Origin of the sequence: Sphingomonas sp. 22176, from assembly GCF_052045505.1 — a bacterium.
Lineage (GTDB): Bacteria > Pseudomonadota > Alphaproteobacteria > Sphingomonadales > Sphingomonadaceae > Sphingomonas.
This window is the reverse complement of record NZ_JBQEPL010000005.1, coordinates 71,388-94,100: the sequence shown is the minus strand read 5'-3', so window position 1 is coordinate 94,100 and position 22,713 is coordinate 71,388. Positions and strand designations below refer to the sequence as shown.

Sequence of the window (22,713 nt, the reverse complement as noted above, 5' to 3'; positions counted from 1 at the left end):
TCATAGACATGCCTTTCATGGACGGGTTGTGCTTTCGGCGGGCTGAACGGAGCTCTGACCCGCTTCCTGCGCACGTTTCTGCTCCTCGATCAACGCCGGCAGGTTACGCTCAATCAGGCGGCGCGGGTCGTACCAGGACTGCACGGAGTCGAGCAGCTGGCGGAAGGGCGCGTTGATCCGCACGTTGAACACCAGCGGCAGCTTGGCTAGCCGGCGGAAGAGGAAGTTGGACTTGGCGCCCTGCCCCTGGCTGAGCCCGGAGAAACTGATGTCGGTGATCATCTCGCCCGCCAGCGGCCCGTTCATCCGGATCGTCAGGTTGCGATAGTCGAGCGACTTGAGCGCCTGGAACGCCATGTTGCCCCACGTGCCCAGGTTCTCGCGCGAGACCTCGCCGACATAGGCGATGTGCCCTCCCTTGCGCGCGCGCAGCTCGCCGCCTTCGATGCGGCCGCCGCTCTCGTCGAAGATCATCGGCAGCGTGCCGTCGAAGGTGCCGGTGGCATCGAGATTGTCGAACGCCATTTCCTTGAGGAACAGGGCCGCATCGACGCCCTTCACCTGGAAGGTCATGCGGCGCTTGCCCGCCTCGTTGAAGTCCAGCGTGGTCGGCTCGAGGACGAGCTCGCCCCCGGCGAACGGCCAGCGCGCGCCCTCCACACGCACCCGGCGGCTGTCGAGCAGCTGGTAGCGGAACACGCCGTCGCGCACCGGCACGCCGGGGTTGATCTCGGTGACCTGCGCCACCTGCCCCGGTGCGGTCCGCGCGTTCAGCAGATCGGTGAAGTTGAGCTCGGTAGTAAGCCCCTGCACCGGGCCGAAGGCCGCCGCCAGCGCGACGTTGGTGGCGGTGAAGCGGCCGGTGCTGGTCACCGTCTCGCTGTCCCATGCGATCTTCCCCGAGCCCGCAACGGTCCCGTCGACATCGGCGATCACGCCCAGGGTGAGCGGGGTGAGGTCGATCGGCTGGAGCCCATCGGTCTTGAAGCGGATGCCCGGCACGTCGAGCAGCGCCTGCCCCTCGCCCTTGCCGAGATCATGGGTGATCGAGACCTTGGCCACCTCGACCGGCCGCTTGGTGCCGATCAGGTCGGCCTGCGCCTCGATCCGGTTGCCCTGCAGCGTCAGCCGTCCTGCCGGGGCGAGCAGCGGCTCGAAGCGGGGGCTGGCTTCGGCATCGGCCAGACGGAAGCCGCCGAGCAGCGTCAGCCCGCCATCGGCGACCTGCCAGCTGCCCTTGCCCTGCGACAGCACCAGCGGCACCGCGCCGATCTGCCCGCCCAGCGCATCGAAGCTGCCGCCGAGCGTCTTTCCGAACCTGCCCTGGAGTTGGCCGACATCGAGCCGGGTCGGCCGGTCGGCGCCCATCCGCACGGCAACGCCGGTAAGGTCGAACGCCTGCTGCGCCAAGTCCACGCGGGCATCGCCGGCGGCGAGACTGAGCGGGTTGCTGCCCATGCTGCCGGCCAGGGCGATTGCGCCGGTGCGGACGCCGCCGGTCAGGCGCTTGCCGTTCCATGCCAGCATCGCCGGCCCCTCTGGACACAGGCGCTGACGATGGCGGCGCAGCACCATGCCGGCGGCGGCGATCCGCGCGAAGCCGATCGTCTCGCACGTCGGGTTGACCAGCACGCTCGGGCCGTTCCAGCGGGCGACCAGCGGCACGGAAAGGTCGTCGATCCGCCCGCCGCCGATCGGGCCGGACAGCGTCGCCACGGTGCTCGCCGTCCCCGCCCCGCCGCGGGTGGTGAAATAAAGGTTCGCCAGCGCCAGCCGCGCGCCGCCGGCCGCATAGGGGCGCAGCGTTCCGGTGCCCTGGAGCTGGTCGCTGCCGGGACGTTGCAGGAGATCGAGCGCAAGGTCCGGCATCCCGCCGCCACCGAGCGACAGCGTGCCCGCGAGCGCGACCGCCCCCTTGGGGAAATCCAGCACCGCGCCCTGCTCCCCCGCAAAGCGAAGGCGCGCGCCGGAGCGCGCGGTGAGGTCGACGGCGTTCACCCGGATCGTCGCCCCGCTCCCGCGGGTCGCGACCCCCAGCGTGGCCGAACCGTCGAAGCGTCGCCCTGCCGCATCCACCGCCGACGCGGCCTTCGCCGCCAGCGGTCCCGCCGGCGTCGCTGCTAATGCTTTGCGATAGCCGCTCATCTGCGAGCGTATTGCTGGAGAAATCGCGGCGCCCTGCACTCCGATGTGGCCATCAAATGCCATGACCGCGCCGAGCGCATAGCGTCCGGAGGCCTGGATCATCTGGGCGCCGCCAAAGCGGGTCGCCGCACCGGTAGCGTGGAGCGTAAGGGAACCCGCCGTGCGGGTACGATCGCCTGCAAAGTCGAGTTGCGCATCGCTCCGGCCAAGCGCGCCATAGGCCGAGCGCAGCGACGCCAGACCGAGACGCGCATCGCCCTTCCAGCCGGCAAGCGACGGGTCCAGCGTCACGCGCGCATCCCCCTGCGGCTGCCGGACCTTGATATCGCCGCACGCCAGCCGCTGCGCGGCTAGCGGCCCGGTCAGGCTCGGCGCGCCGTTGCGGATGCGGACCTGCATTTCGGCGCCGAGGCCGAACAGATCACAGCTTCCGACATGCAGTTGCCCGGACTGCGCGCGCGCCGTCCCGGCAAACCCGTCGGTCAACAGTCCCTTGCCGCGCAGGCCGAGTACGACCAGCCCGGCATCGCTCGCCAGCCGCAACTGCGCATCCGCCACCTCGACGCTGAGCTGCGGCAGGGAGAAGGGTTTGCCCGAAGGCGGCGGCATCAGCCGGTCGAGCGACCCGAGCGAGAGCGCCCCATGCACGATCCGCCCCTTCACCCGCACCGTGCCCGCCTTCGCCACCAGCAGTTCTGCGCGCCACGGATACAGGGCCGTGCGCAGCTCGATCCAGTCGGCGGTGAGGTCGGGGTTGCGCGGATCGCCGATGGAGACGTTGGTCAGCCGCTGGCGCCAGGGGGAAAGCTGCGCGATGGTGTAGCGCGCGGGCACGCCGCGCCGCGCCAGTTCGCGATCGACAAAGCCTTGCGCGATCGTCCGCCGCTGCAGCCACACCGTCGCCACGCTCGCCGACACCAGCACGAGCAGCGCCACCGCGACGCGACGCCGTCGCTTCGCCCGCGCTCTTGCACTGCTCCGCCGCGCCTCGGCGTCGGTGTCGTCTTCGCTCCGGTTCACGCCCGCTCCAGCCGCCGTACCGTGCGGCCCTAGCGATAGCTCTCCGATCCCGCAAAGGTTCCCTGAGACTCGCCGCGCTCAGGCGAGGTCGCGGGTCATCTCCACCATGGTGCGGTGGAAGCCCGCCGAGGCGAACAGCCCTTGCGCCTCGAGGTTGCGCTCGGCGGTGAACAGCACGAGCCGGGGCAGCGCATGCGGCGCCAGCGCCGCCATCGCCGCGTCGAGCAGCGCGCGGCCGATGCCCTGGCGCCGCCGGTCGGGCGCGACGATCAGGTCGTAGATCACTCCTGCGGGCCCGCGCAGCGCCATATAGTCGCTCCCCTCGACCCCGGCATAGACATAGCCGAGCACGGTATCCCCCGCCGCCGCCACGCGCAGCACGGACTCGAGCCTTCCGATCTGGCGAATGAGAAAGCCGCCATAGGCCACGGGCGTTTCGGGCGTCGGCGCGATGAAGCGGCGTGCGTCGAAGCCGTGGTGCACCGCGACCATCTGCGCGCCGAGTTCGCCGAGCTGCGTCCGGTCCGACGGCACTGCCGGCCGGATCGTGAAGGATGCGGGCTGCGGATCGGTCACGAATCTTCTCCCGGGCCACGGATTTCGGCGCCTTCGCCCCCTTGGAACAACGCACCAAGCTCCTCAAGATCGAGGTCACGCTCGAGATCGTGGAGCACTTCGTCCTCGATCTCGCCCTCCCGATGCAGGCGGAGCAGCTCCTTGCGACCGGCCGCCACCGCCGCCAGCACGATGTCGAAATGCGCGCGGATGCCGGGCATGTAGGTGCCGGCATCGCCGGCATAGCGTTCGGTGACGTGGTCGCGCTTGCGATATTCCTCGAGCAGCCGCGGATGGGCCAGCGCGCCTTTCTCGTCATAGGCGCGCGCCTCCACTTCGACGCGCTTGGCGTGCGCGATCGCCGCCTCGGCCTGCACCAGCGTGACCTTCGGCGGCGGATCGCGATCCTGCGGCGCGATCATGTGGATCACCCAGCGCAAACTGGCGCCCTGCAGGACGACAGTGGCCAGGATGACCGCGAAGGACGCCACCAGCATCAAGTCGCGGCCCGGCATAGCGTTGGGCAGCGACAGCGCGACGGCGAGCGTGACCACGCCGCGCATCCCCGCCCAGGAGAGGATCGTCGCCTGCCGCCAGCCGAGCGGCCGCACCTGCGATACGCCCGTTCGCCGGAGCGTACCGAGCAGCAGCTCGCTGCCGAACACCCACAGGAACCGGGTGAGCAGCACCGCAACGACGACGCCGATCACCGGCAGCGCCATCGAGGTGAACACCCGCTCCAGCCCGACGCGATCGAGCACCGCGCGCAGCGAGAAGCCGATCAGGATGAACACCAGCGCTTCGAGGCTGAACACGAGGGTCCGCCAGAAGGCCGTGCCCTGCATCCGCACCCGCGCCGGCAGCACCTCATGCTGGTGCCAGCCGAGCACGATTCCGGCAGCAACTACCGCGATCACGCCAGAGACGTGCAGCGCCTCGCCGGCGAGATAGGCGGCCCAGCTGAGCAGGGTCGCGGTGGCGACCATCAGGGTCTGGTCCGGCAGGCGCAGCAGGACGAACGTGCCGGCGAAGCCGACCGCGGTGCCGACCGCCACACCGCCGATCGAGAGCAGCGCGAAACTCGTTCCCGCGTCCAGCGCGTTGAAGCTGCCGGTGAGCGTCGCGGCGACGGCGAAGCGGAACAGCACCAGCCCGGTCGCGTCGTTGATCAGGCTCTCGCCCTCCAGCAGCGCCTGCAGCCGGCGCGGCAACTGCACCCGCTGCAGCACCGAACGCGCGGCGACCGCATCGGGCGGCGAGACGATCGCTCCGAGCGCGAAGCACGCCGCCCAGGGCAGCCCCGGCACCAGCAGGTGCAGCACCAGCCCGACGACCAGCGTAGTGAACAGCACCGCACCCACCGCCAGCGACAGGATGCCCGGCAGATGGCGCCGCAGCCGGCCGAACGCGGCATAATAGGCGCCGTCCATCAGCAGCGGCGGCAGGAACAGTACCAGCACCAGCTCGGGATCGAGCGACACCTTGGGCAGGTTGGGCAGAAAGGCCAGCGCCCCGCCGCCGAGCAGCAGCGCCGCCGAGGGCAGGAACGACAGCCGCTCTGCCGCCCAGTGCAGCGCGATCACTGCCGCGAACAGCACCAGAACCAGCTCAAACGTATCGACCGGATGCATCCTATTCCCCTGCGGTCCGCAGCGCGGCCGTGTTCTATAGCCACCGCGCGGGAATAGGTTCCCGTTTACCCCGCCGCGGCGGCCGGCCGCAGCCCCAGCCAGCGCCGCGCACCGGGCAGGCGCATCAGCACCAGCCGCTCGACCGCTAGTACCGCGAGCAGGCTGATCCCCATCAGCGGCAGGAACAGCCCGAGCGCGAGGACGAGTAGGAAGAACGCCAGCGCAGCCGGTCGCGGCTCCCCTGCCCGCGGTGCGCCGAGCACGCCTTCGGGTCGTCTCCGCCACCACAGCACCACGCTGCTCACCGCGAGCAGGATCAGCCCCAGCGCGGTCAGCAGGTTGAGCAGCTGGTTGAGCCAGCCGAACGCCTGCCCCTCATGGATCGCCACGCCATAGCCGACCAGCCGGTCGACCAGCCGCCGCTGGGCAAAATCCTTGCGCGATAGGAGCTTGCCGGTTGCGCCGTCGAGGGTCAGGTCGGTGCGCAGCGGCCGGTTGGCAGCATCGGACTTGGCGGTCCAGGGCTGGCCGGGTCCGGTCGGCGGCGAGACCAGCACCGGCGTCGCCAGCCGCAGCGGGCCGAGCGTCGCGATCAGCCGGTCGAGCGGGACATAGGAGACCGCCGGGTGCGCCATCGCCATGCCGTGATGCTCGGCATGCTCGCCCATCATCGCGCGGGTCCCGGCGTCGGCGGCGGCCCGCTGGCGCAGCTCGTCGGCGCGGCCGGTGGTCCAGTCCTGCTTGACGGGGTGGCTCTCCACCACCCCCCGCACCGCCTTCAGATAGCCGCCCCAGCTGTTCGCCCAGGGCAAGCCCGAGATCAGCAGGAACAGCGCGAAGGCCGAGACCCAGAAGCCGGTCACCGCATGGAGATCCCGCCAGAAGCGCCGCCCGCCCGCGCCCAGCCGTGGATAGACGATGCCGCCCAGACCGCCGCGGCGCGGCCACCACAGGAACAGGCCGGAGAGCAGCATCACGATCGTCCAGGAGGCGGCCAGCTCGACCAGATACGAGCCCAGCGTGCCGGCGAGCAGCTCGCCGTGCAGCCGGAACACGATGCGCATCAGCCGCTGGTCCTCGTCGACGGTCTTGAGCACCGCCAGCGTCTGGGGATGAACATAGACGCGCGTCTCGTCCTGCCCCTTGCCGACGATGATCTGCACCGCCTGACGATCGGTCTCGGGCAGCTGGTAGCGGTGGAGCACCGATCCCGGCACCGCCCGCACCGCCGCCGCCGCCTGATCCGCCGCCGAAGCGTGCGGGCCGGTGATGACGAGGTTGGCATAGGGCGCGTCGATCAGCGCCTCGACCTGCGGGCGGAACAGGTAGATCGAGCCGGTGACCGCCAGCCACAGCACGAAGGGAATGCAGAACAGGCCGGCATAGAAATGCCAGCGCCAGACGGTCGCGGTGTTCGGCCAGCGCCGACGACGGGAGTGTTGCATATGTCCCTCCCTCTCAGAACCGGGCCTTTACGCCGGCATAGACCGTGCGCGGCTGCCCGGCGTAGACCGAGCCGGTGGTATTGGCGAGCACCGCGGCCGAGACTTCCGCGCCCGTCGCGGTCAGGCTGTTGGCGATCACCGAGGCGCCGCCCACCGTGGTGACGTCGAACAGGTTCTGCACCGAGGCGTAGAAGCTGAGCCGTGACAGCGGCCCGCTTCCCTTGGGCGGGTCGTAGTGGAGGTTCAGGTTGACCAGGGTCGCCGCGGGCATCGCCAGCAGGTTGCTGTTGTCGACGAAGAAGCGGTCGCGATAGCCGAGCTCGGCGAAGCCCCCCAGTCCCTGCAGCGGCCCTGCCGGCTGGTCGTAGCCGGCGCGCACGTTGAGGAAATGGGGGATCACGCCCGGGATCGCCTTGCCATCGCGGTCGAGCACGGCGGACACGGTGCCTGCGGTCAGCCGCTCCTGGAAGTCGGTGTAATATTGGTCGTTGTAGCTGTAGCTCGCATCGAGCTTGGCGCCGGGCAGCAGCCCCGGCAGCGGCTTCCAGCTCACCCCCAGCTCGATGCCGCGATGCACCGAGCGGGGCACGTTGGAGGTATAGGCGAGCAGGTTTACCCCGGCCGACTGGCTGACCAGCTCGTTGGTGAACCACTCGTAATAGCCGGTCAGCTCGGCCTTGAAGTTGCCGCCCAGCGCCACCTCCGCGCCGAGGTCGACGCCGGTGTTGCGCTGCGCCTTGAGGCTGGCGTTGTTGCCAGCCACCCCTGCGGCCGTGACGAACAGATTGCCGGCCTGCGGGATGCCATAGCCCGTGCCCACCCGTGCATGCAGCCGCACCGCATCGACCGCCTGCCAGAACAGCGCCGCCTCGGGCGCGACATTGGTGAAGTGGCGGTCGGCGGGGATATAGGCGAGCACCGGGTTGGCGCCGACCGGGTAGGTATAGGCGGTCTGGCGGACGTCGAGGATCGAGCGTTCGGCGCCGATCCCGGCGATCGCCTGCAGCCGGCCGGTGAGCTGGAGCTCCTCGCGGGCGCGCACCCCCAGGTTCCGCACGTCGCCGAACACCGTCTGGGTCAGCGCGCCGAAGCCGTTGCGGCCGGCAGGCGTCTTGTTGAAGCTGTAGCTCTGATTATCGAGATAGTTGTAGAACACGCCCACGAAGCTGGTGGACTCCATCCCAACAATCCGGCCGTGATGGGTCACGTCCGAGGTGAGGTTGTAGCTGTCGAGCGTGCCCTTGAACGGCGTCGCGCTGGTCGGCTGGTTGACCACGCGGCTGTCGAAGGTCGCCTGGGTGCGCCAGGTGGTGTTCGGGCCCAGATCATGCTCGTAGCGGGTACCGATGATCGTCCGACGATCGTTGCGGGCGAGATTGCCCTCGTCCGCGGTCTGCGCGATCCGCGCGCCGTTGATGCCGTTGACCAGCACCGAGATGGTGCCGCAGCCCGGCGCGGCGCTCGCGGCCGCCCGGCAGCCCTGCTGATAGGGGTTGGCGAGATACTGGTTGTACGACAGCCGGGTCGACAGGCGGAAATCGCCTTCGTTGTAGATCAGCTTCACCGCCACCCGGTCGCTGTCGCCCAACTCGAACTTGGCGAGCGCGTTGAGCGTGCCGGTCTCGTAGCCGGTATGCCCCGTCGCGCCGTCGCCGCGGACATAGCTGCCGAACACGGCGATATCGTGCCCCGCCGTCGCGTTGCCGATCGTCGCGTAGAGATTAGCATAGCCGTCGCCGCCGGCGTCAAACCCGGCCTCGACGCCCTGGATCTCGCGGCCCGAGCGCGTGCGAAAGTTGACCGCCCCGCCCAGCGCGTAATTGCCGTATCGGGCGGAGGAAGGGCCGCGCACCACGTCGACCGCGCCATATGCATGCGGGTCGGTCAGGTCGAAGCGGGCGAGACCGTCGGGTTGGGTGACCGGGAAATCATCCTCGAACACCTGCAGATTGCGCGCGCCGAAGCCGTTGCGCGCATTCGAGCCGCGGACGGAGACGCCGACGTCGCGCGGTCCGTTGCCCTGGGTGACGGCGATGCCGGGCGACAGCCGAACGATGTCCGCGATCGTGGTCGCAGGCGTGTTGCGAAAGGCGGCAGCGTCGACGGTGGTCACCGTCTGGCCGCTGACCTGCGTGGTCAGCGACAGCGCCTTGCCGGTGACGAAGATCTCGTCGGTGCCGGGCGGCATAACGGCCACGGGTGCCGCTTGTGCCTTCGGCGCGGCGGCATCGAGCCTGGCCAGCTCGGCATCGATCGCCGCGCGCTGACGGAGCAGTTCGGCGCGGCGCGCGTCGTCCTGGGTCTGCGCAGACGCGGCAGATGCGCAAAGGACGGCCGAAACGGCCGCCGAAAACAAGTGCTTGGACATGAAATCTTCCTGATCCGGGCGCGCCCGCGCAACTGCGCGAACGCTTGAAAAGGTAACGAGGGATCAGGCGGCGCGCGGTGGCCCGCGCAGGGGTGGCCGGAGATAGACGCGGACGATCCTGGGCAGGATCGTCGCGGTGCGGATCGCGCGTTCGAGGACGAAGGCGATCGCGAGCGCCAACAGCGCCGGGTCGACCGCGGCAAGGCCGGGCATCGCCAGGCCGGCAAAGGCGCACGGCATTTCAGTCTTGGGCTGGTGCTCGTCGGGGCTCGAGCGGTCTTCCTTCATCGGCATGGCCATCGGCATCGCCATGGGCGTCGGCTCGTATCCCGAGCAGAAGCCCAGCACGATCGTGCCGCCGCGCTGCATCGGCATGAACCCGGCCGGCAGCACCGCCTTCATCAGCAGCGCGGCCGCGATCAGGCAGCCGCACAGCAGGCGATGCTCAAGCAGGAGGCGGCGCAGGACGGACACGGGCATTGTGCCTACGCGGCCAAGCCCGGATTGTCGAACGGTTCTACGTGAGGGCTATGCAGCACCCGCATAGGCGGTGCCGGCCAGCGCCGCCTCCACCCCGGCCATGCCCTTGTCGATCAGGGCCAGGAAGAGGCGGTTGGCGGCGTCGAGGTCCTCAGTTTCCGCGAACCGCTTGTGCGCTTCCATGAACGCGACCGTCCAAGTGGCCGCGATCAGCCCCGCGGCAAGCTGCGCGTCCGGATCGTTTTCGGGGGCCGCCGCATCCTCTACCAGCGCCACCGCCAGCAACTGGACGAAATCGTCGCGCATCTGCCGCGCCCGCGCCTTCAGCGCCTCGCTGGCCAGCGCGGTCTGGACGAAGCGGCAGGTGCCGTCGAACAGCGGGAAGGTCGGATCGGGGGTGTCGATCAGCCGATGCGCCAGCGCACGGAGCGCCTCTACGGGAGAGCGTGCCCTGTCCCGCATGCGAAGGGCGGCAAGCGCGGCATCGCGGATGGCATCCTCTCGATCGAAGAACAGGTCTTCCTTGCGCGGGAAATGGTTGAACACCGTCATCCGGCCGACGTCCGCCGCCTGGGCGATCTCGTCGATCGTCACCCGGTCGAAGCCGCGCTCGAAGAACAGCCGCGTTGCGACGTCGGAAATCGCCTGGCGGGTCATCTGCCGCTTGCGCGTGCGGCGTTCGACGGCGGGATCGGGCATGGCTTGCTTTCTATACTCAGTATATTTATGTACTAGGTATATTTCAATGCCTAGCGAGGTTCTCGTGGCCGATCCAATGCGTGTTTTGATCAGTGGTGCAAGCTTTGCCGGGCTCGCGACGGCGTTCTGGATGACCCGGCTCGGCCACGCGGTGACGGTCGTCGAGCTGGCGCCCGGCCTTCGTCGCGGCGGCACCCCGGTCGACATCATGGGCGAGACGATCCACATTCTCACCCGCATGGGCCTGCTCGACGCGGTGATGGCGAAGGCGCTCCCGCCGCGCGGCTTCGCGTTCAAGGACGAGGACGACACGACGATCGGCGGCTTCCCCGCGGAAGCGGGCGAGCAGGATCCGGCGCAGGCGCGGTACGAGATCCACCGCGACGATCTGCTCGACATCCTGTTCGCGGCGGTCGACGGCGCGGTCGACCTGCGGTTCGGCCGCTCGATCCGGCAGCTGTCGGAAGGCCCTGCGGGGGTGACGGTCACCTTCGACGACGGTGTGGAGGAGACCTACGCGATGGTGTTCGGCTGCGACGGCAATCGCTCCAACACCCGCGCGCTGGTGTTCGACGATGCGGAGACCGCCGCCTATTTCATGGGCGGCTATTTCTACCTGCGCGTGGTGCCGGAGACCGGGCTGCTGCCGGGCGACACCTCGCAGCTGTTCAGCGTCCCCGGCAAGGGCGCGATGCTCAACGGCTATCCCGACCGCACCGACATCTGCCTCGCCTTCCGCGCGGATCGGCCGATCGACTATGACTTTCGTGACAAGGCGGCGCAACGTGACCTTATCCACCAGCACTTCGACGGGCTCGGCTGGAAAGTGCCGGCGATGCTCGCCCATGTCGATGCCGAGGGCGATTTCTATTTCGACCAGGCCAACCAGATCCGCATGCAGACCTGGTCGAAGGGAAGGATCGCGCTGGTCGGCGACGCGGGCTACTGCGTCTCGCCGGTAGCGGGCATGGGCGGATCGATGGCGCTGATCGGCGCGGCGCATCTGGCCGATGCGCTCGCCCGGCACCCGGGCGACCATGTCGCCGCCTTCGAGGCGTATGAAACCGGCCTCCGCCCGTTCGTGGAGGAGGTCCAGGAACGGGCGGCGACGACCGGCATGTCGATGCTGTTCCCCGCCGACGACGCAGAACTGGCGGCGCGCAACCGCCAGCTACGCGAAGGAACGATCGCCCTGTAGCGGGCGGGGGCTCAGCCCCTGCCCTCGATCCATGCAGCGGCGGCCGACAGGCGGGCACGCACCCGCTCCGGCCCCATCACGGACATCACCTCGAACAGGTCGGGCGTGTTGGGCTTGCCCGCCAGCGCCAGGCGCAGCGCACCGGCAATGGCGCTAAACTGGCCCTGATAGCGCTCCGGCTCGGCCTTGTACGCCTTGCCGTTGGCGGCATAGCCATGATTCTCGCCGATCGCGCGGACCCAGTCGAGCCACGCATCGCGATCGACCGCCGGGTCGAAGCCCTCCGCCACTTCGCGCAGGATTGCGGCAAGGCCGGGCGCGAGCGCATCCCACAGCGGCTGGTTGGCCTCGTCGCGCGGCACGAAGAGATCGTCGAAGAAATAGCCGGTGTCGTTCGGCACGTCCGACCATTTGACGATGTCCTTGCGCGCCCGCGCCGCGCCGCGCTCGATGTTCAGGATCGCCCGGACATAGTCGGCATGCGCGGCGAGCCGCTCGGCGAAGGGCTGGTCATGAACCTGCGCCCAGGCCAGCGCCGCGTCATAGACCTGCGCCGCGGTCATCGCACCGATCACCTCGCGGCTGATGCTCGACAGCTTGACCAGGTCAAATAGCGCGCCGCTGCGGTTGAGACGCTCGACCTGGAGCGGGAAGCTCTCCGAATCCGCGGTCGGATTGGCCTTGCGCCAGTCCTCGAACTTGCCGTCGGCGAGGTTGAGCAGATACTCGATCACCGCCTGGCGCGGATAGCCTTCGACCGAATACCAGTCGACCGCCGCTTCCGGATCGTGGCGCTTGCTGAGCTTGCGGCGCGAGGAGCCGACATTCTTCTCGATCGGCGCGATATGCGCATAGCGCGGCCGCTGCCAGCCGAGCAGGTCGAACAGCTGGGCGTGCACTGGATAAGACGAGAGCCACTCGTCGCCGCGGATCACGTCGGTGGTGCCCATCAGGTGATCGTCGACGACATGCGCGAGATGGTAGGTCGGCAGTCCGTCTGCCTTGAGCAGCACGATGTCCTGGTTGTTCGCCGGCACGTTGAGCTTGCCGCGGATCAGATCGGGCAGCTCGACGCGGCCATTGCCCTCCGCCGCCGGCGCCTTGAGCCGGATGACGAAGCTGCGGCCTTCGGCGAGCGCCGCCTGGACGTCCTCAAGGCTGCGGTTCCGCCAGATCGCCCAGCTGCCATAATAGCCGGGCGGGATCTTGCGCAGGTTTTGCTCGGTGCGCATCGCCTCGAGTTCCTCAGGCGTGGCGAAGCAGGCATAGGCATGGCCGCGCACGAGCAAGTCGCGGACGACGCTCTGGTAGAGTTCCTGCCGCTCGCTCTGGCGATACGGCCCATAGGCGCCGGTCTCGGTGCCGGCCAGCGAGGGGCCTTCGTCGAACGCAATGCCGAAGTCGTTGAGCGCCCCGAGGATCAGCTCGACGGCACCGGGCACCTCGCGCTTGCGATCGGTATCCTCGATGCGCAGGTAGAACAGCCCGCCCGACTGGTGCGCGGTGCGCTCCGAGATCAGCGACACATAGAGGCCGCCGATATGGATGAAGCCGGTCGGGCTCGGGCCGAAGCGCGTCACGCGCGCGCCTTCGGGCAGCGACCGCGCCGGATAGCGCTGGTGGATCTCGTCCATCGACAGCGTGGCCGACGGCGTCAGCACGTCGAGGGGAAGCGCAGTTTCGGTATTCTGATCGGTGGTCGATGACACGCGGAGCAACTTTCAAGGAATTCGGTTGGGTCGCCAGATCGCTCGCTCAGCGGCCGGCGTCGACATCGCCTCCTATCGCCTTCTCCCCCAAACGGGAAGTACCCAGGGTGCCAGCAACTACCGCCGGCAAGCCGTTGCGCCCGGCTCTGCAGGCTCGTCAGGCCCGGCCTGCTGTGGTAGCGACGCGGAATGCCTCCGTTTAACTGCGAGTTGATCGATCTGCGCGCGCTCGTCGCAGTAGCGGACGGCAAGAGCTTTCTGCGTGCCGCCGAACGCCTCAACTTGTCGTAGCCGGCGCCTATTGCAACCCGGTCAAGACCGAGGGCTGGCCGGTCCATCTCGGCCGATGGGGCTTCCAGGAAAAGATGGCCGGCGACGTGATGCGCGCGATCCGCAGCGTCGCGCCCGGCGCGGCACGGCGGCGACGTTGGGGATGAACGGGTATCTCACCAATTTCGTGCGATTGCAGCTGAACGCGATCGACTGGACGATTGTCAGTCCGGACGCCAAGGGCGTGGTCGTCAACGATCACGGCCAGAGCGTCGTCGGTCGCGCGCAGATCGCTTTTTGATGCGCAGGACAACGGAAGGATGCGTGGAACGGCATGCGGTGGAGACGACGTAATCTGGCCTCGATGAGCGCCGATGTCGGTGACGGCCTCGCGCCTGCCGTCGAAGCAGTCACGACCCCGGTCAAGACCGCGCCCGGCAGCGGCAGCGGCTATCGCGCGATCGCGCTGGTCGTCGCTGCCGCCTTGTTCATGCAGCAGCTCGACGGCACCGTGCTCACCGTCGCACTGCCGACGATGGCGCGCGACCTCGGCACCTCCGCCACCAGCCTCAGCCTCGCGCTGACCAGCTATCTGCTGGCCCTCGCCCTGTTCATCCCGGCGAGCGGTACGCTGGCCGACCGCTTCGGATCGCGCACCATCTTCTGCGCGGCGATCGCCATCTTCCTCGCCGGCTCCATCCTCTGCGCGCAGGCGGGCACGCTGCCGATGCTCGTCGCCGCCCGTTTCCTGCAGGGGATCGGCGGCGCGATGATGGTCCCGGTCGGCCGGCTGGTGCTACTGCGCAGCGTCGCCAAGGAAGACATGGTCCAGGCGCTGTCCTGGCTGGTGATGCCCGCGCTGATCGGGCCGATCCTGGGGCCGCCGCTGGGCGGCTTCATCGTCACCTGGCTCGACTGGCGCTGGATTTTCTACCTCAACCTGCCGATCGGTATCGCCGGCATCATCGGCGCACTTCTGCTGGTGCCCGAGATCCGCGGCGACGACCGTCCGCGGTTCGATACCAGCGGCTTCTTCCTCTCCGGCGTGGCGCTGGGCTGCTTGTTGTTCGGCTTCGAGCTGTCGAGCCGCCCCGGCACCGGCCGGGTGGCCCTGGCGCTGCTCGGCATCGGGCTGGTCTTCGGGCTCGGCTATGTCCGGCACGCGCGGCGCACCCGCGACCCGATCCTCGATCCGCGACTGATGCGGATCGACACCTTTCGACTATCAACCATCGCCGGCTCGCTCACCCGCATCACCCAGGGCGCCCAGCCCTTCCTGCTGCCGCTGATGTTCCAGATCGGCTTCGGCTTCTCCGCCGCGACCACGGGCACGATCACCATGGTCGGCGCGATCGGCGCGCTGGCGATGAAGGCGCTAGCGCCGCGCGTCCTGCGCCGCTGGGGCTTCCGCGACAGTCTGATCGTCTCCGGCGTGGTGAGCAGCCTTGGCTATGCCAGCTGTGCGCTATTCCGCCCCGATTGGCCGGTGCCGGCGATGATCGCCGTGTTGGCGCTATCGGGCTTCTTCACCTCGTTCCAGTTCACCGGCTACAATGCGATTGCCTATGCCGATGTCGAGAAGGAGGAGATGAGCGCGGCGACCAGCCTCTACGCCACCTTCCAGCAGCTGACCCTGTCGCTCGGCATCTGCATTGCCGCGACTGCGCTCGAGCTGGGGCCGCGGCTGGCGGAGCGCACGCAGCTCCACCTCGGCGACTTCTCGCTGGCCTTCGTGATCGTCGCCGGGATCTCGGCCTCGGCGCTGTTCTGGAACCGGCGTTTTGCCCACGACGCGGGTGCCGCGATGAGCGGCCATCGCGGCAAGGCCTAGCGAGCGGGCGGCCGACTCACGCCAGGGCCTCGCCTTCCCACACCTCGGTATCCACCTGCGCCTGCGCCGCCTGAGCATAGCGTGGTCCGGCAGCAGCATTGGGCGGGAACAGGGCATCGACGGCGGCCAGCGCGTCGCCGGAAACCGGAGGGTCGAAGGTGCCGAGCAGATCGTCGAGATGGTCGATCCGAGTGGTGCCGGGGATCGGGACGATGAAGTCGCGGCGGGACAGCAGCCAGGCCATGCAGAGCTGCGCCATTGAGCAGCCAGCCGCTTCGGCAATCGCGCGGAAGCGTGCGGCCATTTCCAGGTTGCGCGCAAGATTCTCGCCCTGGAAACGCGGCATCCCGCCGCGCAGGTCACCCTCCGGCACGCCTTCGGCCGCGACCCCGCCTGCCAGCAGCCCGCGTGCGACCGGCGAGAAGGCGACGAAGCCCGTGCCCAGCTCGGCGCAGGCATCGAGCACGGCGATCTCCGGGTTGCGCGTCCAGGGCGAATATTCGGTCTGCATCGCCGCGATGGGATGCACTGCATGGGCGCGGCGCAGCGTCGCCGCCGACATTTCGGAGAGCCCGATCGCGCCGATCTTGCCCGCCTCCACCGCGCGGGCGAGCGCGCCGACCGACTCTTCCACCGGCACGTTCGGATCGAGCCGGTGCATGTAATAGAGGTCGATATGATCGGTGTTCAGCCGGCGCAGCGAATCCTCCAGCGTGCGGGTGATCGCCGCCGGGCTGCCGTCGATCCCGCGCTTGCCGTCCGATCCGCCGAGCACGCACTTGCTCGCCAGCGTGAACTCGGCGCGTCGATGCATCACCGTGCGGCCGAGCAGTTCCTCATTGGCGCCGAAGCCGTAGAGCGCGGCGGTATCGAGGAACGTCACCCCCGCATCCAGCGCGTGGAGCAGCAGCCGTTCCGCTTCGGCGGCGTCGGGCCGCGGCAGATAGGCGTGGCTGAGTTTCATGCAGCCGAGTCCGATCGCCGAGACGGTCAAGGGGCCAATCTGGCGGGTGGGCAGCGTCGTCATGGTGAGAGCGGCAATCCTACATAGTTTTCGGCGATCGTCGTCTGGGCCGCGCGCGACGTGGCGATATAGTCCAGGTCGGCCAGCTGCATCCGGCGATCGAACGCATCGCTTTCGGGGAAACGATGCATCAGCTTGGTCAGTTGCCACGAGAAGCGCTCGGATTTCCAGACCCTGGCGAGCGCCTTTTGCGAATATCCGCCGATCGCGTCGTGATCGCCGCGCTTGAAGTGGCCGACCAGCGCCTCCGAGAGATAGTGCACGTCCGACGCGGCGAGGTTGAGCCCCTTGGCGCCGGTGGGCGGCACGATGTGCGCGCTGTCGCCGGCGAGCAGCAGCCGGCCGTGGCGCATCGGCTCGAACACGTAGGAGCGCAGGGGAGCGATCGACTTTTCCAGCGCCGGACCGCGCGTGAGGTTCGCAGCCGCCTCGGGCCCCAGCCGCACCGCCAGCTCGTCCCACAGCCGCTCGTCGGGCCAATCCTCGACCTTCTCGTCGAGCGGTACCTGGATGTAATAGCGGCTGCGCGTCTCCGATCGCATCGAGGCAAGCGCGAAGCCGCGGTCGTGGTTGGCGTAGATCAGTTCGTGATGGCAGGGCGGCACATCCGCCAGGATGCCGAGCCAGCCGAACGGATAGACCTTCTCGAACGCGGTGCCGACGCTGGCCGGAACCGCCTTACGCGAGGGGCCGTGGAAGCCGTCGCAGCCGCAGATAAAGGCGGCGTCGATCCGGTGCCCCTGCCCGTCCTTGATGTAGGTGACATAGGGCGCATCGCTGTCGACATCGTGCAGCGCGACATCGGCGGCCTCATAGATGACCTGCAGGCCGCGTTCCGGGGCGGCGTCCATCAGGTCGCGGGTGAGTTCCGTCTGGCCATAGACCAGGACATGGTGGCCGGTGAGCTCGGTCACGGGAATGCGGATCAGCCGGTCGCCGTCGGCCAGCGCGAAGCCGTCATGTGGCAGGCCCTCACGTTGCATGCGGTCGGCGATACCGACCCGCTCCATCAACATGGTGGCGGTGCGTTCCAGCACGCCGGCACGGATGCGGCCGAGCACATAGTCCGGGCTGGCGCGCTCGACGACGACGACCTCGATCCCCTCCGCCCGCAGCAAATGGCCGAGCAGCAGCCCAGCGGGGCCCGCTCCGATGATCGCAACCTGGGTACGCATCCGCGCCTCTCCATCCTTGTTCGTTGGACGTGATGCTGCCCCGCCCGCCCCGTCGGCGTGAGGGAGAGGTCAACCTTTTATTTGGACGATTCAACCGGTCGTGCAATGCTCGGGCATGCGCGAGCGCAGTCCCGTCCCTGCTTTTTATCTTTACGGCGAACCGCAGCGCAGCGTCGCCGAGGGCTTTGTGCACGTCGAAAGCCTGGACGATCGTTCACGGCCGAGTGAATGGACGATTCGCCCGCACCTCCACCGCGATCTCCACCATGTGATCCTGATCGCGGAGGGCGGCGGCTCGATGACCGCGGAGGCGGACACGGCCCGGTTCGACGCCCCCGCGCTGCTGCTGGTGCCCGCGGGCATCGTCCATGGCTTCACCTGGCATTCGGAATCCCGCGGCTGGGTCTGCACGATCGCCGACGCCTATTTCGCGCAGCTGGCGACCCGGGACGCGGCGCTGGAGGCGCTATTCCGCACCCCCAAGGCGCTCAGCCTGGGCCCGGCGGAAGGCGGCGGCATTGCGACACTGCTCGACGAGATCCGGCAGGAGCTGAACTGGTCCGCGCCCGGGCAGCGGGCCGCCGTGGAGGCCGCGCTGCTTGCCATCCTGGTCCGCAGTCTGCGCCACACGCGGCCGGCGGACGGCGGCGGTGCGGGCAGCCGGCGCGAGGCCGAGGTCGTCGCCCGGCTGCGGGCGCGGATCGAGGCGCGCTTCCGCTTCCGCGAGCCGGTGGGGGTCCACGCCCGGGCCCTGGGCGTGAGCGTCACCGCGCTGCGGCTGGCCTGCGCGCGGGTTGCCGACAGCAGCCCGGCGGCGATGCTGGATGCCCGCGCGCTGCTCGAGGCGCGGCGGCTGCTGCTCTATTCGAACCTCTCGGTCGCCGAGATCGCCGATGCCGTCGGCTTCGAGGATCCGGCCTATTTCTCGCGCTTCTTCGCGCGGCATGTGGGGGTGTCGCCGCGCGGCTTTCGCGAGCGCGCGGCGACGAAGGCTTAGCCCGCCAGCTGCGCTTCCAGCTCGCCGAGCACGCGGTAGCAATCGAACACCTTGGCCACCGAGCTGTTCGGCTCGCGCCCCTCGCGGATTGCGGCGATGAACTCGCGGTCCTGCAGCTCGATGCCGTTCATCGACACATCGACCTTGCTGACGTCGATCGGCGCTTCCTTGCCGTCCACCAGATCGTCGTAGCGGGCAATGTACGTCCCGTTGTCGCAGATATAGCGGAAGAACGTCCCCAGCGGCCCGTCATTGTTGAAGCTGAGCGACAGGGTGCAGATCGCGCCGCTCTCGCTCTTCAGCTGGATCGACATGTCCATGGCGATGCCCAGCTCGGGGTGGATCGGCCCCTGCACCGCGTTTGCCTGGACGATCTTGCCCGCCTGATAGGCGAACAGGTCCACCGTATGCGCGGCGTGGTGCCACAGCAGATGGTCGGTCCAGCTGCGCGGCTGGCCCTTGGCGTTCATGTTCTTGCGACGGAAGAAATAGGTCTGCACGTCCATCTGCTGGACGGCGATCTCGCCCGCGGTAATGCGGTTGTGGACCCATTGGTGGCTGGGATTGAAGCGGCGGGTGTGGCCGACCATGCAGACCAGCCCGGTTTCCTGCTGCTTGGCAAGTACCGCCTGCGAATCCGCCCAGCTGTCCGCCAGCGGAATCTCGACCTGGACGTGCTTGCCGGCATTCATGCAGGCGATCGCCTGTTCGGCATGCATCTGGGTGGGCGTGCAGAGGATCACCGCATCGACATCGTCGCGGGCCAGCGCATCGGCCAGCTCGGTCGAATGATGCTTGGCGCCGTATTTCGCGGCGACGGCGGCAGCCTGCTCGGCAGTGCGGCTGATGATCGAGGTGATCTCGACGCCGTCGATCTTCTGCAGGCCGTCGAGATGCTTTTCGCCGAACGCGCCGGCACCGGCCAGGGCAATACGCATGGAGTTCTCCTGTAAGTCTTGGATCAGCGGACGGGTTCGAGCACGAGATGCCCGACCGCGGTGTTGGAAGCCGGCACGTGGTAATGGCGGTGCAGCGCCCGCACGTCGCGCCCCAGCGCGCCGCGCATGATCAGCCACATCACCATCTCGATCCCCTCGGACCCGGTCTCGCGCAGATATTCGATATGCGGAATGGCGCGGAGTTCGTCGCCATGCGGCCCGCTCATCATATCGAGGAAGCGATTGTCCCATTCGGCATTGATCAGCCCGGCGCGGGGCCCCTGGAGCTGGTGGCTCATGCCGCCGGTGCCCCAGACCTGCACGTTGAGGTCCCCGGGATAGCTTTCCACCGCCCGCGCGATCGCCTCGCCGAGCAGCCAGCAGCGATTGCCCGAAGGCGGCGGATAGGTGACGACGTTCACCGCCAGCGGCACCACCTGGACCGGCCACGCCTCGGGCTGGCCGAACATCAGGCTCAGCGGCACGGTGAGGCCGTGATCGACCTGCATCTCGTTGACGATGGTCAGGTCGAACTCGTCGAGAATGCAGCTTTGCGCGATATGCCAGGCGAGATCGGGATGGCCGATCACGTCCGGCACCGGGCGTGGGCCCCAGCCCTCATCGCAGATGCCGTAGCGCTCGGCGCACCCGATCGCGAAAGTGGGGATGATCCGCATGTCGAACGCCGAGGCATGGTCGTTATAGACCAGGATGACGACATCGGGCTTCTCGCCCGCGATCCATTGCTTCGACCAGTCGTAGCCGGCGAACACCGGCTGCCAATAGGGCTCGGCGGTCTTGCCGAGATCGAGCGCCGCGCCGATCGCGGGAACGTGGCTGGTCGCCACGCCTGCGGTAATCCGTGCCATCAACGCTTCTCCCGGATCGAGCGGACGCCCTGCGGGCTACGGCCGCCGGCGACCATCATCGCCTGATAGTCCTCAGGGCGCATCCCCGTCATCGTGCCCACCGCCTGCAGGAAGCTGAGGCCGTCGGTGGAGAAGAGCTTGGCGAGGAAATAGATGTTGCCGCCCAGATCGAGGCAGCGGTTATAGTCGCGGTCGAGCAGCGCCTGCTTCTGATCCTCGCTCAGCGGCCAAGCGTCGAGATAGGCGCGCTCGTCGGCCTTGAACTTTTCGCGATTTTCCGCCGTCATCAGGCTCATCGCGAACTGGTTCATCCAATAGCCCTGGCGTGCCCGCGCCGCGGTGTAGACGCGGGTGCCGGGAATGTCGTCGAACTCCGCCAGATAGGCGTGGATGTCGCGGGCGCCGCTCACAGCCCGCGCGCCTTCAGCCTGGCGTCGAGCCGCGGGAAGACGCGGCGGGCATTGCCCTCGAAGATCGCATGGCGTTCCGCCTCGGGCAGCGCAAGCGCGTCGACATAGCGCTTGGTGTCGTCGAAATACTGCCCCGTCGTCGGATCGATCCCGCGCACCGCGCCGACCATTTCCGAGCCGAACAGGATGTTCTTCTTGTCAATCACATCGGCCAGCAGGTTGATGCCGGGCTGGTGATAGACGCAGGTATCGAAGAAGATGTTGTGCATCAGATGCTCGTCAAGCGACGGCTTCTTGAGCATGTCCGCCAGGCCCCGATAGCGCCCCCAGTGATAAGGCACCGCGCCGCCGCCATGGGGAATGATGAAGCGCAGCGTCGGGAAATCCTTGAACAGATCGCCTTCCAGCAGCTGCATGAAGGCAATCGTATCCGCGGCGATATAATAGCCGCCGGTCGCGTGCATTGCCGGATTGCAGCTGCCCGAGACGTGGATCATCGCCGGCACGTCGAGCTCGACCATCTTCTCGTAAAAGGGATACCAATAGTGATCCGTCAGCGGCGGGTGGGTGAAGTGGCCGCCACCCGGATCGGGATTGAGGTTGCAGCCGATGAAGCCAAGCTCGGTGACGCAGCGCTCCAGCTCCTCGATCGAGCCCTGCATATCGGCCTTGGGGCTCTGCGGCAGCATGCACACGCCGACAAAGGTTTCGGGGAACAGGCCGACCACGCGCGCGATCAGGTCGTTGCAGCGCCTCGCCCATTCCTTCGCTACGCCCTCGTCGCCGACATGCGGGGCCATCGCCGAGGCGCGGGGGGAGAAGATCGTCAGGTCAGCGCCGCGCTCCTGGATCAGGCGCAGTTGGTTGGCCTCGATCGTCTCGCGGATCTCATCGTCGCTGATGTGCGGGTATGGCGGCGGAGTCTCGCCCGCCTTGAAAGCGGCCTTCTGCGCCTCGCGCCAGGCGTCGTGGGCCTTGGGCAGCACGGTATAATGGCCGTGGCAATCGATGATCATCGTCATTGGGATTTCGTCCTCTCCTCGATCGCGGCGAGCTTGGGCGCGAGGCCTTGCGGCGGCGTGCCCAGCCCGAGCGTGCCGAGCGCGCGCTGGCGCTCGACCGTGCCGCGGGTCATGGCGGCGCCGGTGCCCAGGGCCTCCAGCGTCTTGACCACTTCCTCCATCTCGGCGGCGCGGCGCAGCCCGTGGATCAGCATGCGGTCGAAATTATAGTCGGCGCGCGCTTCCCAGGGCCGCGGGCGCTCGCTGGCGTCGAGCGAGGCGAGCACCGCGTCGCGCACCCCCGCCGCCTCGGCCGCGAGCATGCATTCGGCGGTCAGCGCCTCGATGCCCTTCACCATCACGGACCGGATCATCTTGATCGACGAGGCGCGGCCGACGGGATCGCCGACGATGTCGATGTTCTGAAAACCGAGTGCGGCAAGCATGGTCGCCGCTGCCTCTGCCTGCGCTCCGCTCAGCAGCAGCGGGACGGCAAGGCGGGCGGGATCAACGGGCGCGAGGATGGCGAGGTCGACATAGTGCGCGCCCGCCGCCTCCACCGCGCGCGCGGCGGCCTGCTTGGTCTGCGGCGCGACGCTGTTGCCGTCGCAATAGAGCGCACCGGGGGCCAGATGCGGCGCGGCGGCTTGCGCCACGGCGAGCGCCTGGTCGGCGGTGACGAGGGAGAGGACCAGCGGACGGTCGGCCAGCGCCTCGGCCAGCGTCGCTGCGCCGTCGACGCCTGCCTCGGCATAGCGCGCGCGCATCGCGGCGGCATCGGGGCCACCGGTCTTGCGGTCGAACACGCGTGCGTCGGCTTCCCAGCCGCCTGCACGGGCGAAGGTCGAACCCGCCTCTCCAAAGCCGATCAGGGCGATCCTGTCTTGCATGGCCCCGGCATGGCCGAGCCAGGCGAACGCGACCAATCGAATCCGCCGCCCGGCTATA

19 protein-coding genes are annotated in these 22,713 nt (G+C 68.5%); 4 read left to right on the top strand and 15 right to left on the bottom strand.

Features of this window, described 5'->3' with window-relative positions; genetic code table 11:
• Positions 1-15 precede the first annotated feature (15 nt).
• The 7 genes from ACTJKY_RS16420 to ACTJKY_RS16390 all read right to left on the bottom strand — a co-directional run bounded on the left by ACTJKY_RS16420 (position 16) and on the right by ACTJKY_RS16390 (position 10,343).
• Complete coding sequence (locus ACTJKY_RS16420; protein ID WP_440847190.1) at positions 16-3,165, bottom strand: YdbH domain-containing protein; 3,150 nt, start codon at positions 3,163-3,165, stop codon at positions 16-18.
• 78 nt (positions 3,166-3,243) lie between these two features.
• Positions 3,244-3,741 carry an N-acetyltransferase family protein gene (locus tag ACTJKY_RS16415; protein ID WP_440847189.1) on the bottom strand — a complete coding sequence of 166 codons (498 nt, stop codon included), beginning with the start codon at positions 3,739-3,741 and terminating at the stop codon, positions 3,244-3,246.
• On the bottom strand, positions 3,738-5,351 hold the full coding sequence (locus tag ACTJKY_RS16410) for a Na+/H+ antiporter (protein ID WP_440847188.1): 1,614 nt from the start codon (positions 5,349-5,351) through the stop codon (positions 3,738-3,740). The genes ACTJKY_RS16415 and ACTJKY_RS16410 overlap by 4 nt, the downstream gene beginning before the upstream one ends.
• 65 nt (positions 5,352-5,416) lie before the next feature.
• Positions 5,417-6,796 carry a PepSY-associated TM helix domain-containing protein gene (locus tag ACTJKY_RS16405; protein ID WP_440847187.1) on the bottom strand — a complete coding sequence of 460 codons (1,380 nt, stop codon included), beginning with the start codon at positions 6,794-6,796 and terminating at the stop codon, positions 5,417-5,419.
• 13 nt (positions 6,797-6,809) lie between these two features.
• Positions 6,810-9,164 (bottom strand): TonB-dependent receptor family protein, encoded by a 2,355-nt coding sequence (locus tag ACTJKY_RS16400; RefSeq protein WP_440847186.1) that lies wholly within the window; start codon positions 9,162-9,164, stop codon positions 6,810-6,812.
• A 63-nt stretch (positions 9,165-9,227) separates the two neighbouring features.
• A complete protein-coding gene (locus ACTJKY_RS16395; RefSeq protein ID WP_440847185.1) occupies positions 9,228-9,644 on the bottom strand; it encodes a hypothetical protein in 417 nt (138 codons plus the stop codon).
• Positions 9,645-9,692: 48 nt separating this feature from the next.
• Entirely contained in the window at positions 9,693-10,343 is a 651-nt protein-coding gene (locus ACTJKY_RS16390) for a TetR/AcrR family transcriptional regulator (RefSeq protein WP_440847184.1), read from the bottom strand.
• 76 nt (positions 10,344-10,419) lie between these two features.
• On the opposite strand from ACTJKY_RS16390, the gene ACTJKY_RS16385 reads away from it, so the two are divergent.
• Positions 10,420-11,541 (top strand): FAD-dependent monooxygenase, encoded by a 1,122-nt coding sequence (locus ACTJKY_RS16385; protein WP_440847183.1) that lies wholly within the window; start codon positions 10,420-10,422, stop codon positions 11,539-11,541.
• A gap of 11 nt (positions 11,542-11,552) precedes the next feature.
• Here ACTJKY_RS16385 and ACTJKY_RS16380 read toward each other — a convergent pair whose 3' ends face one another.
• Positions 11,553-13,250: a glutamate--tRNA ligase gene (locus ACTJKY_RS16380; RefSeq protein WP_440847182.1), complete on the bottom strand. Its 1,698-nt coding sequence runs from the start codon at positions 13,248-13,250 to the stop codon at positions 11,553-11,555.
• Between the two features lie 433 nt (positions 13,251-13,683).
• Here ACTJKY_RS16380 and ACTJKY_RS16375 point away from each other — a divergent pair, with 433 nt between their 5' ends.
• Both ACTJKY_RS16375 and ACTJKY_RS16370 read left to right on the top strand, forming a co-directional pair.
• Positions 13,684-13,821 carry a hypothetical protein gene (locus ACTJKY_RS16375; protein WP_440847181.1) on the top strand — a complete coding sequence of 46 codons (138 nt, stop codon included), beginning with the start codon at positions 13,684-13,686 and terminating at the stop codon, positions 13,819-13,821.
• Positions 13,822-13,884: 63 nt separating this feature from the next.
• Positions 13,885-15,351 carry a DHA2 family efflux MFS transporter permease subunit gene (locus tag ACTJKY_RS16370; protein WP_440847180.1) on the top strand — a complete coding sequence of 489 codons (1,467 nt, stop codon included), beginning with the start codon at positions 13,885-13,887 and terminating at the stop codon, positions 15,349-15,351.
• 16 nt (positions 15,352-15,367) lie between these two features.
• Here the strand turns inward: ACTJKY_RS16370 and ACTJKY_RS16365 are convergent, their stop codons facing one another.
• Together ACTJKY_RS16365 and pobA are read right to left on the bottom strand one after the other, a co-directional pair.
• Positions 15,368-16,378, bottom strand: a complete 1,011-nt coding sequence (locus ACTJKY_RS16365) for an aldo/keto reductase (protein ID WP_440847179.1) — start codon at positions 16,376-16,378, stop codon at positions 15,368-15,370.
• Positions 16,375-17,550 carry a 4-hydroxybenzoate 3-monooxygenase gene (gene pobA, locus ACTJKY_RS16360; protein WP_440847178.1) on the bottom strand — a complete coding sequence of 392 codons (1,176 nt, stop codon included), beginning with the start codon at positions 17,548-17,550 and terminating at the stop codon, positions 16,375-16,377. The genes ACTJKY_RS16365 and pobA overlap by 4 nt, the downstream gene beginning before the upstream one ends.
• A gap of 115 nt (positions 17,551-17,665) precedes the next feature.
• Here pobA and ACTJKY_RS16355 point away from each other — a divergent pair, with 115 nt between their 5' ends.
• Positions 17,666-18,547 carry a helix-turn-helix domain-containing protein gene (locus ACTJKY_RS16355; protein WP_440847177.1) on the top strand — a complete coding sequence of 294 codons (882 nt, stop codon included), beginning with the start codon at positions 17,666-17,668 and terminating at the stop codon, positions 18,545-18,547.
• Here ACTJKY_RS16355 and ACTJKY_RS16350 read toward each other — a convergent pair.
• From ACTJKY_RS16350 to ACTJKY_RS16330, 5 genes are read right to left on the bottom strand one after another with little or no spacing between them, the layout of a single operon-like run.
• The gene (locus ACTJKY_RS16350; protein ID WP_440847176.1) at positions 18,544-19,485 is read right to left on the bottom strand and encodes a Gfo/Idh/MocA family oxidoreductase; all 942 of its coding nucleotides are present in this window, start codon (positions 19,483-19,485) and stop codon (positions 18,544-18,546) included. The genes ACTJKY_RS16355 and ACTJKY_RS16350 overlap by 4 nt on opposite strands.
• A 23-nt stretch (positions 19,486-19,508) precedes the next feature.
• Positions 19,509-20,354: a class III extradiol dioxygenase subunit beta gene (locus ACTJKY_RS16345; protein ID WP_440847175.1), complete on the bottom strand. Its 846-nt coding sequence runs from the start codon at positions 20,352-20,354 to the stop codon at positions 19,509-19,511.
• A complete protein-coding gene (ligA, locus tag ACTJKY_RS16340) occupies positions 20,354-20,764 on the bottom strand; it encodes a protocatechuate 4,5-dioxygenase subunit alpha (RefSeq protein WP_440847174.1) in 411 nt (136 codons plus the stop codon). The genes ACTJKY_RS16345 and ligA overlap by 1 nt, the downstream gene beginning before the upstream one ends.
• Complete coding sequence (locus tag ACTJKY_RS16335) at positions 20,761-21,786, bottom strand: amidohydrolase family protein (RefSeq protein ID WP_440847173.1); 1,026 nt, start codon at positions 21,784-21,786, stop codon at positions 20,761-20,763. Before ACTJKY_RS16335 ends, ligA begins: the two co-directional genes overlap by 4 nt.
• Positions 21,783-22,655 carry a DUF1932 domain-containing protein gene (locus tag ACTJKY_RS16330; protein WP_440847172.1) on the bottom strand — a complete coding sequence of 291 codons (873 nt, stop codon included), beginning with the start codon at positions 22,653-22,655 and terminating at the stop codon, positions 21,783-21,785. Before ACTJKY_RS16330 ends, ACTJKY_RS16335 begins: the two co-directional genes overlap by 4 nt.
• Positions 22,656-22,713: the final 58 nt, after the last annotated feature.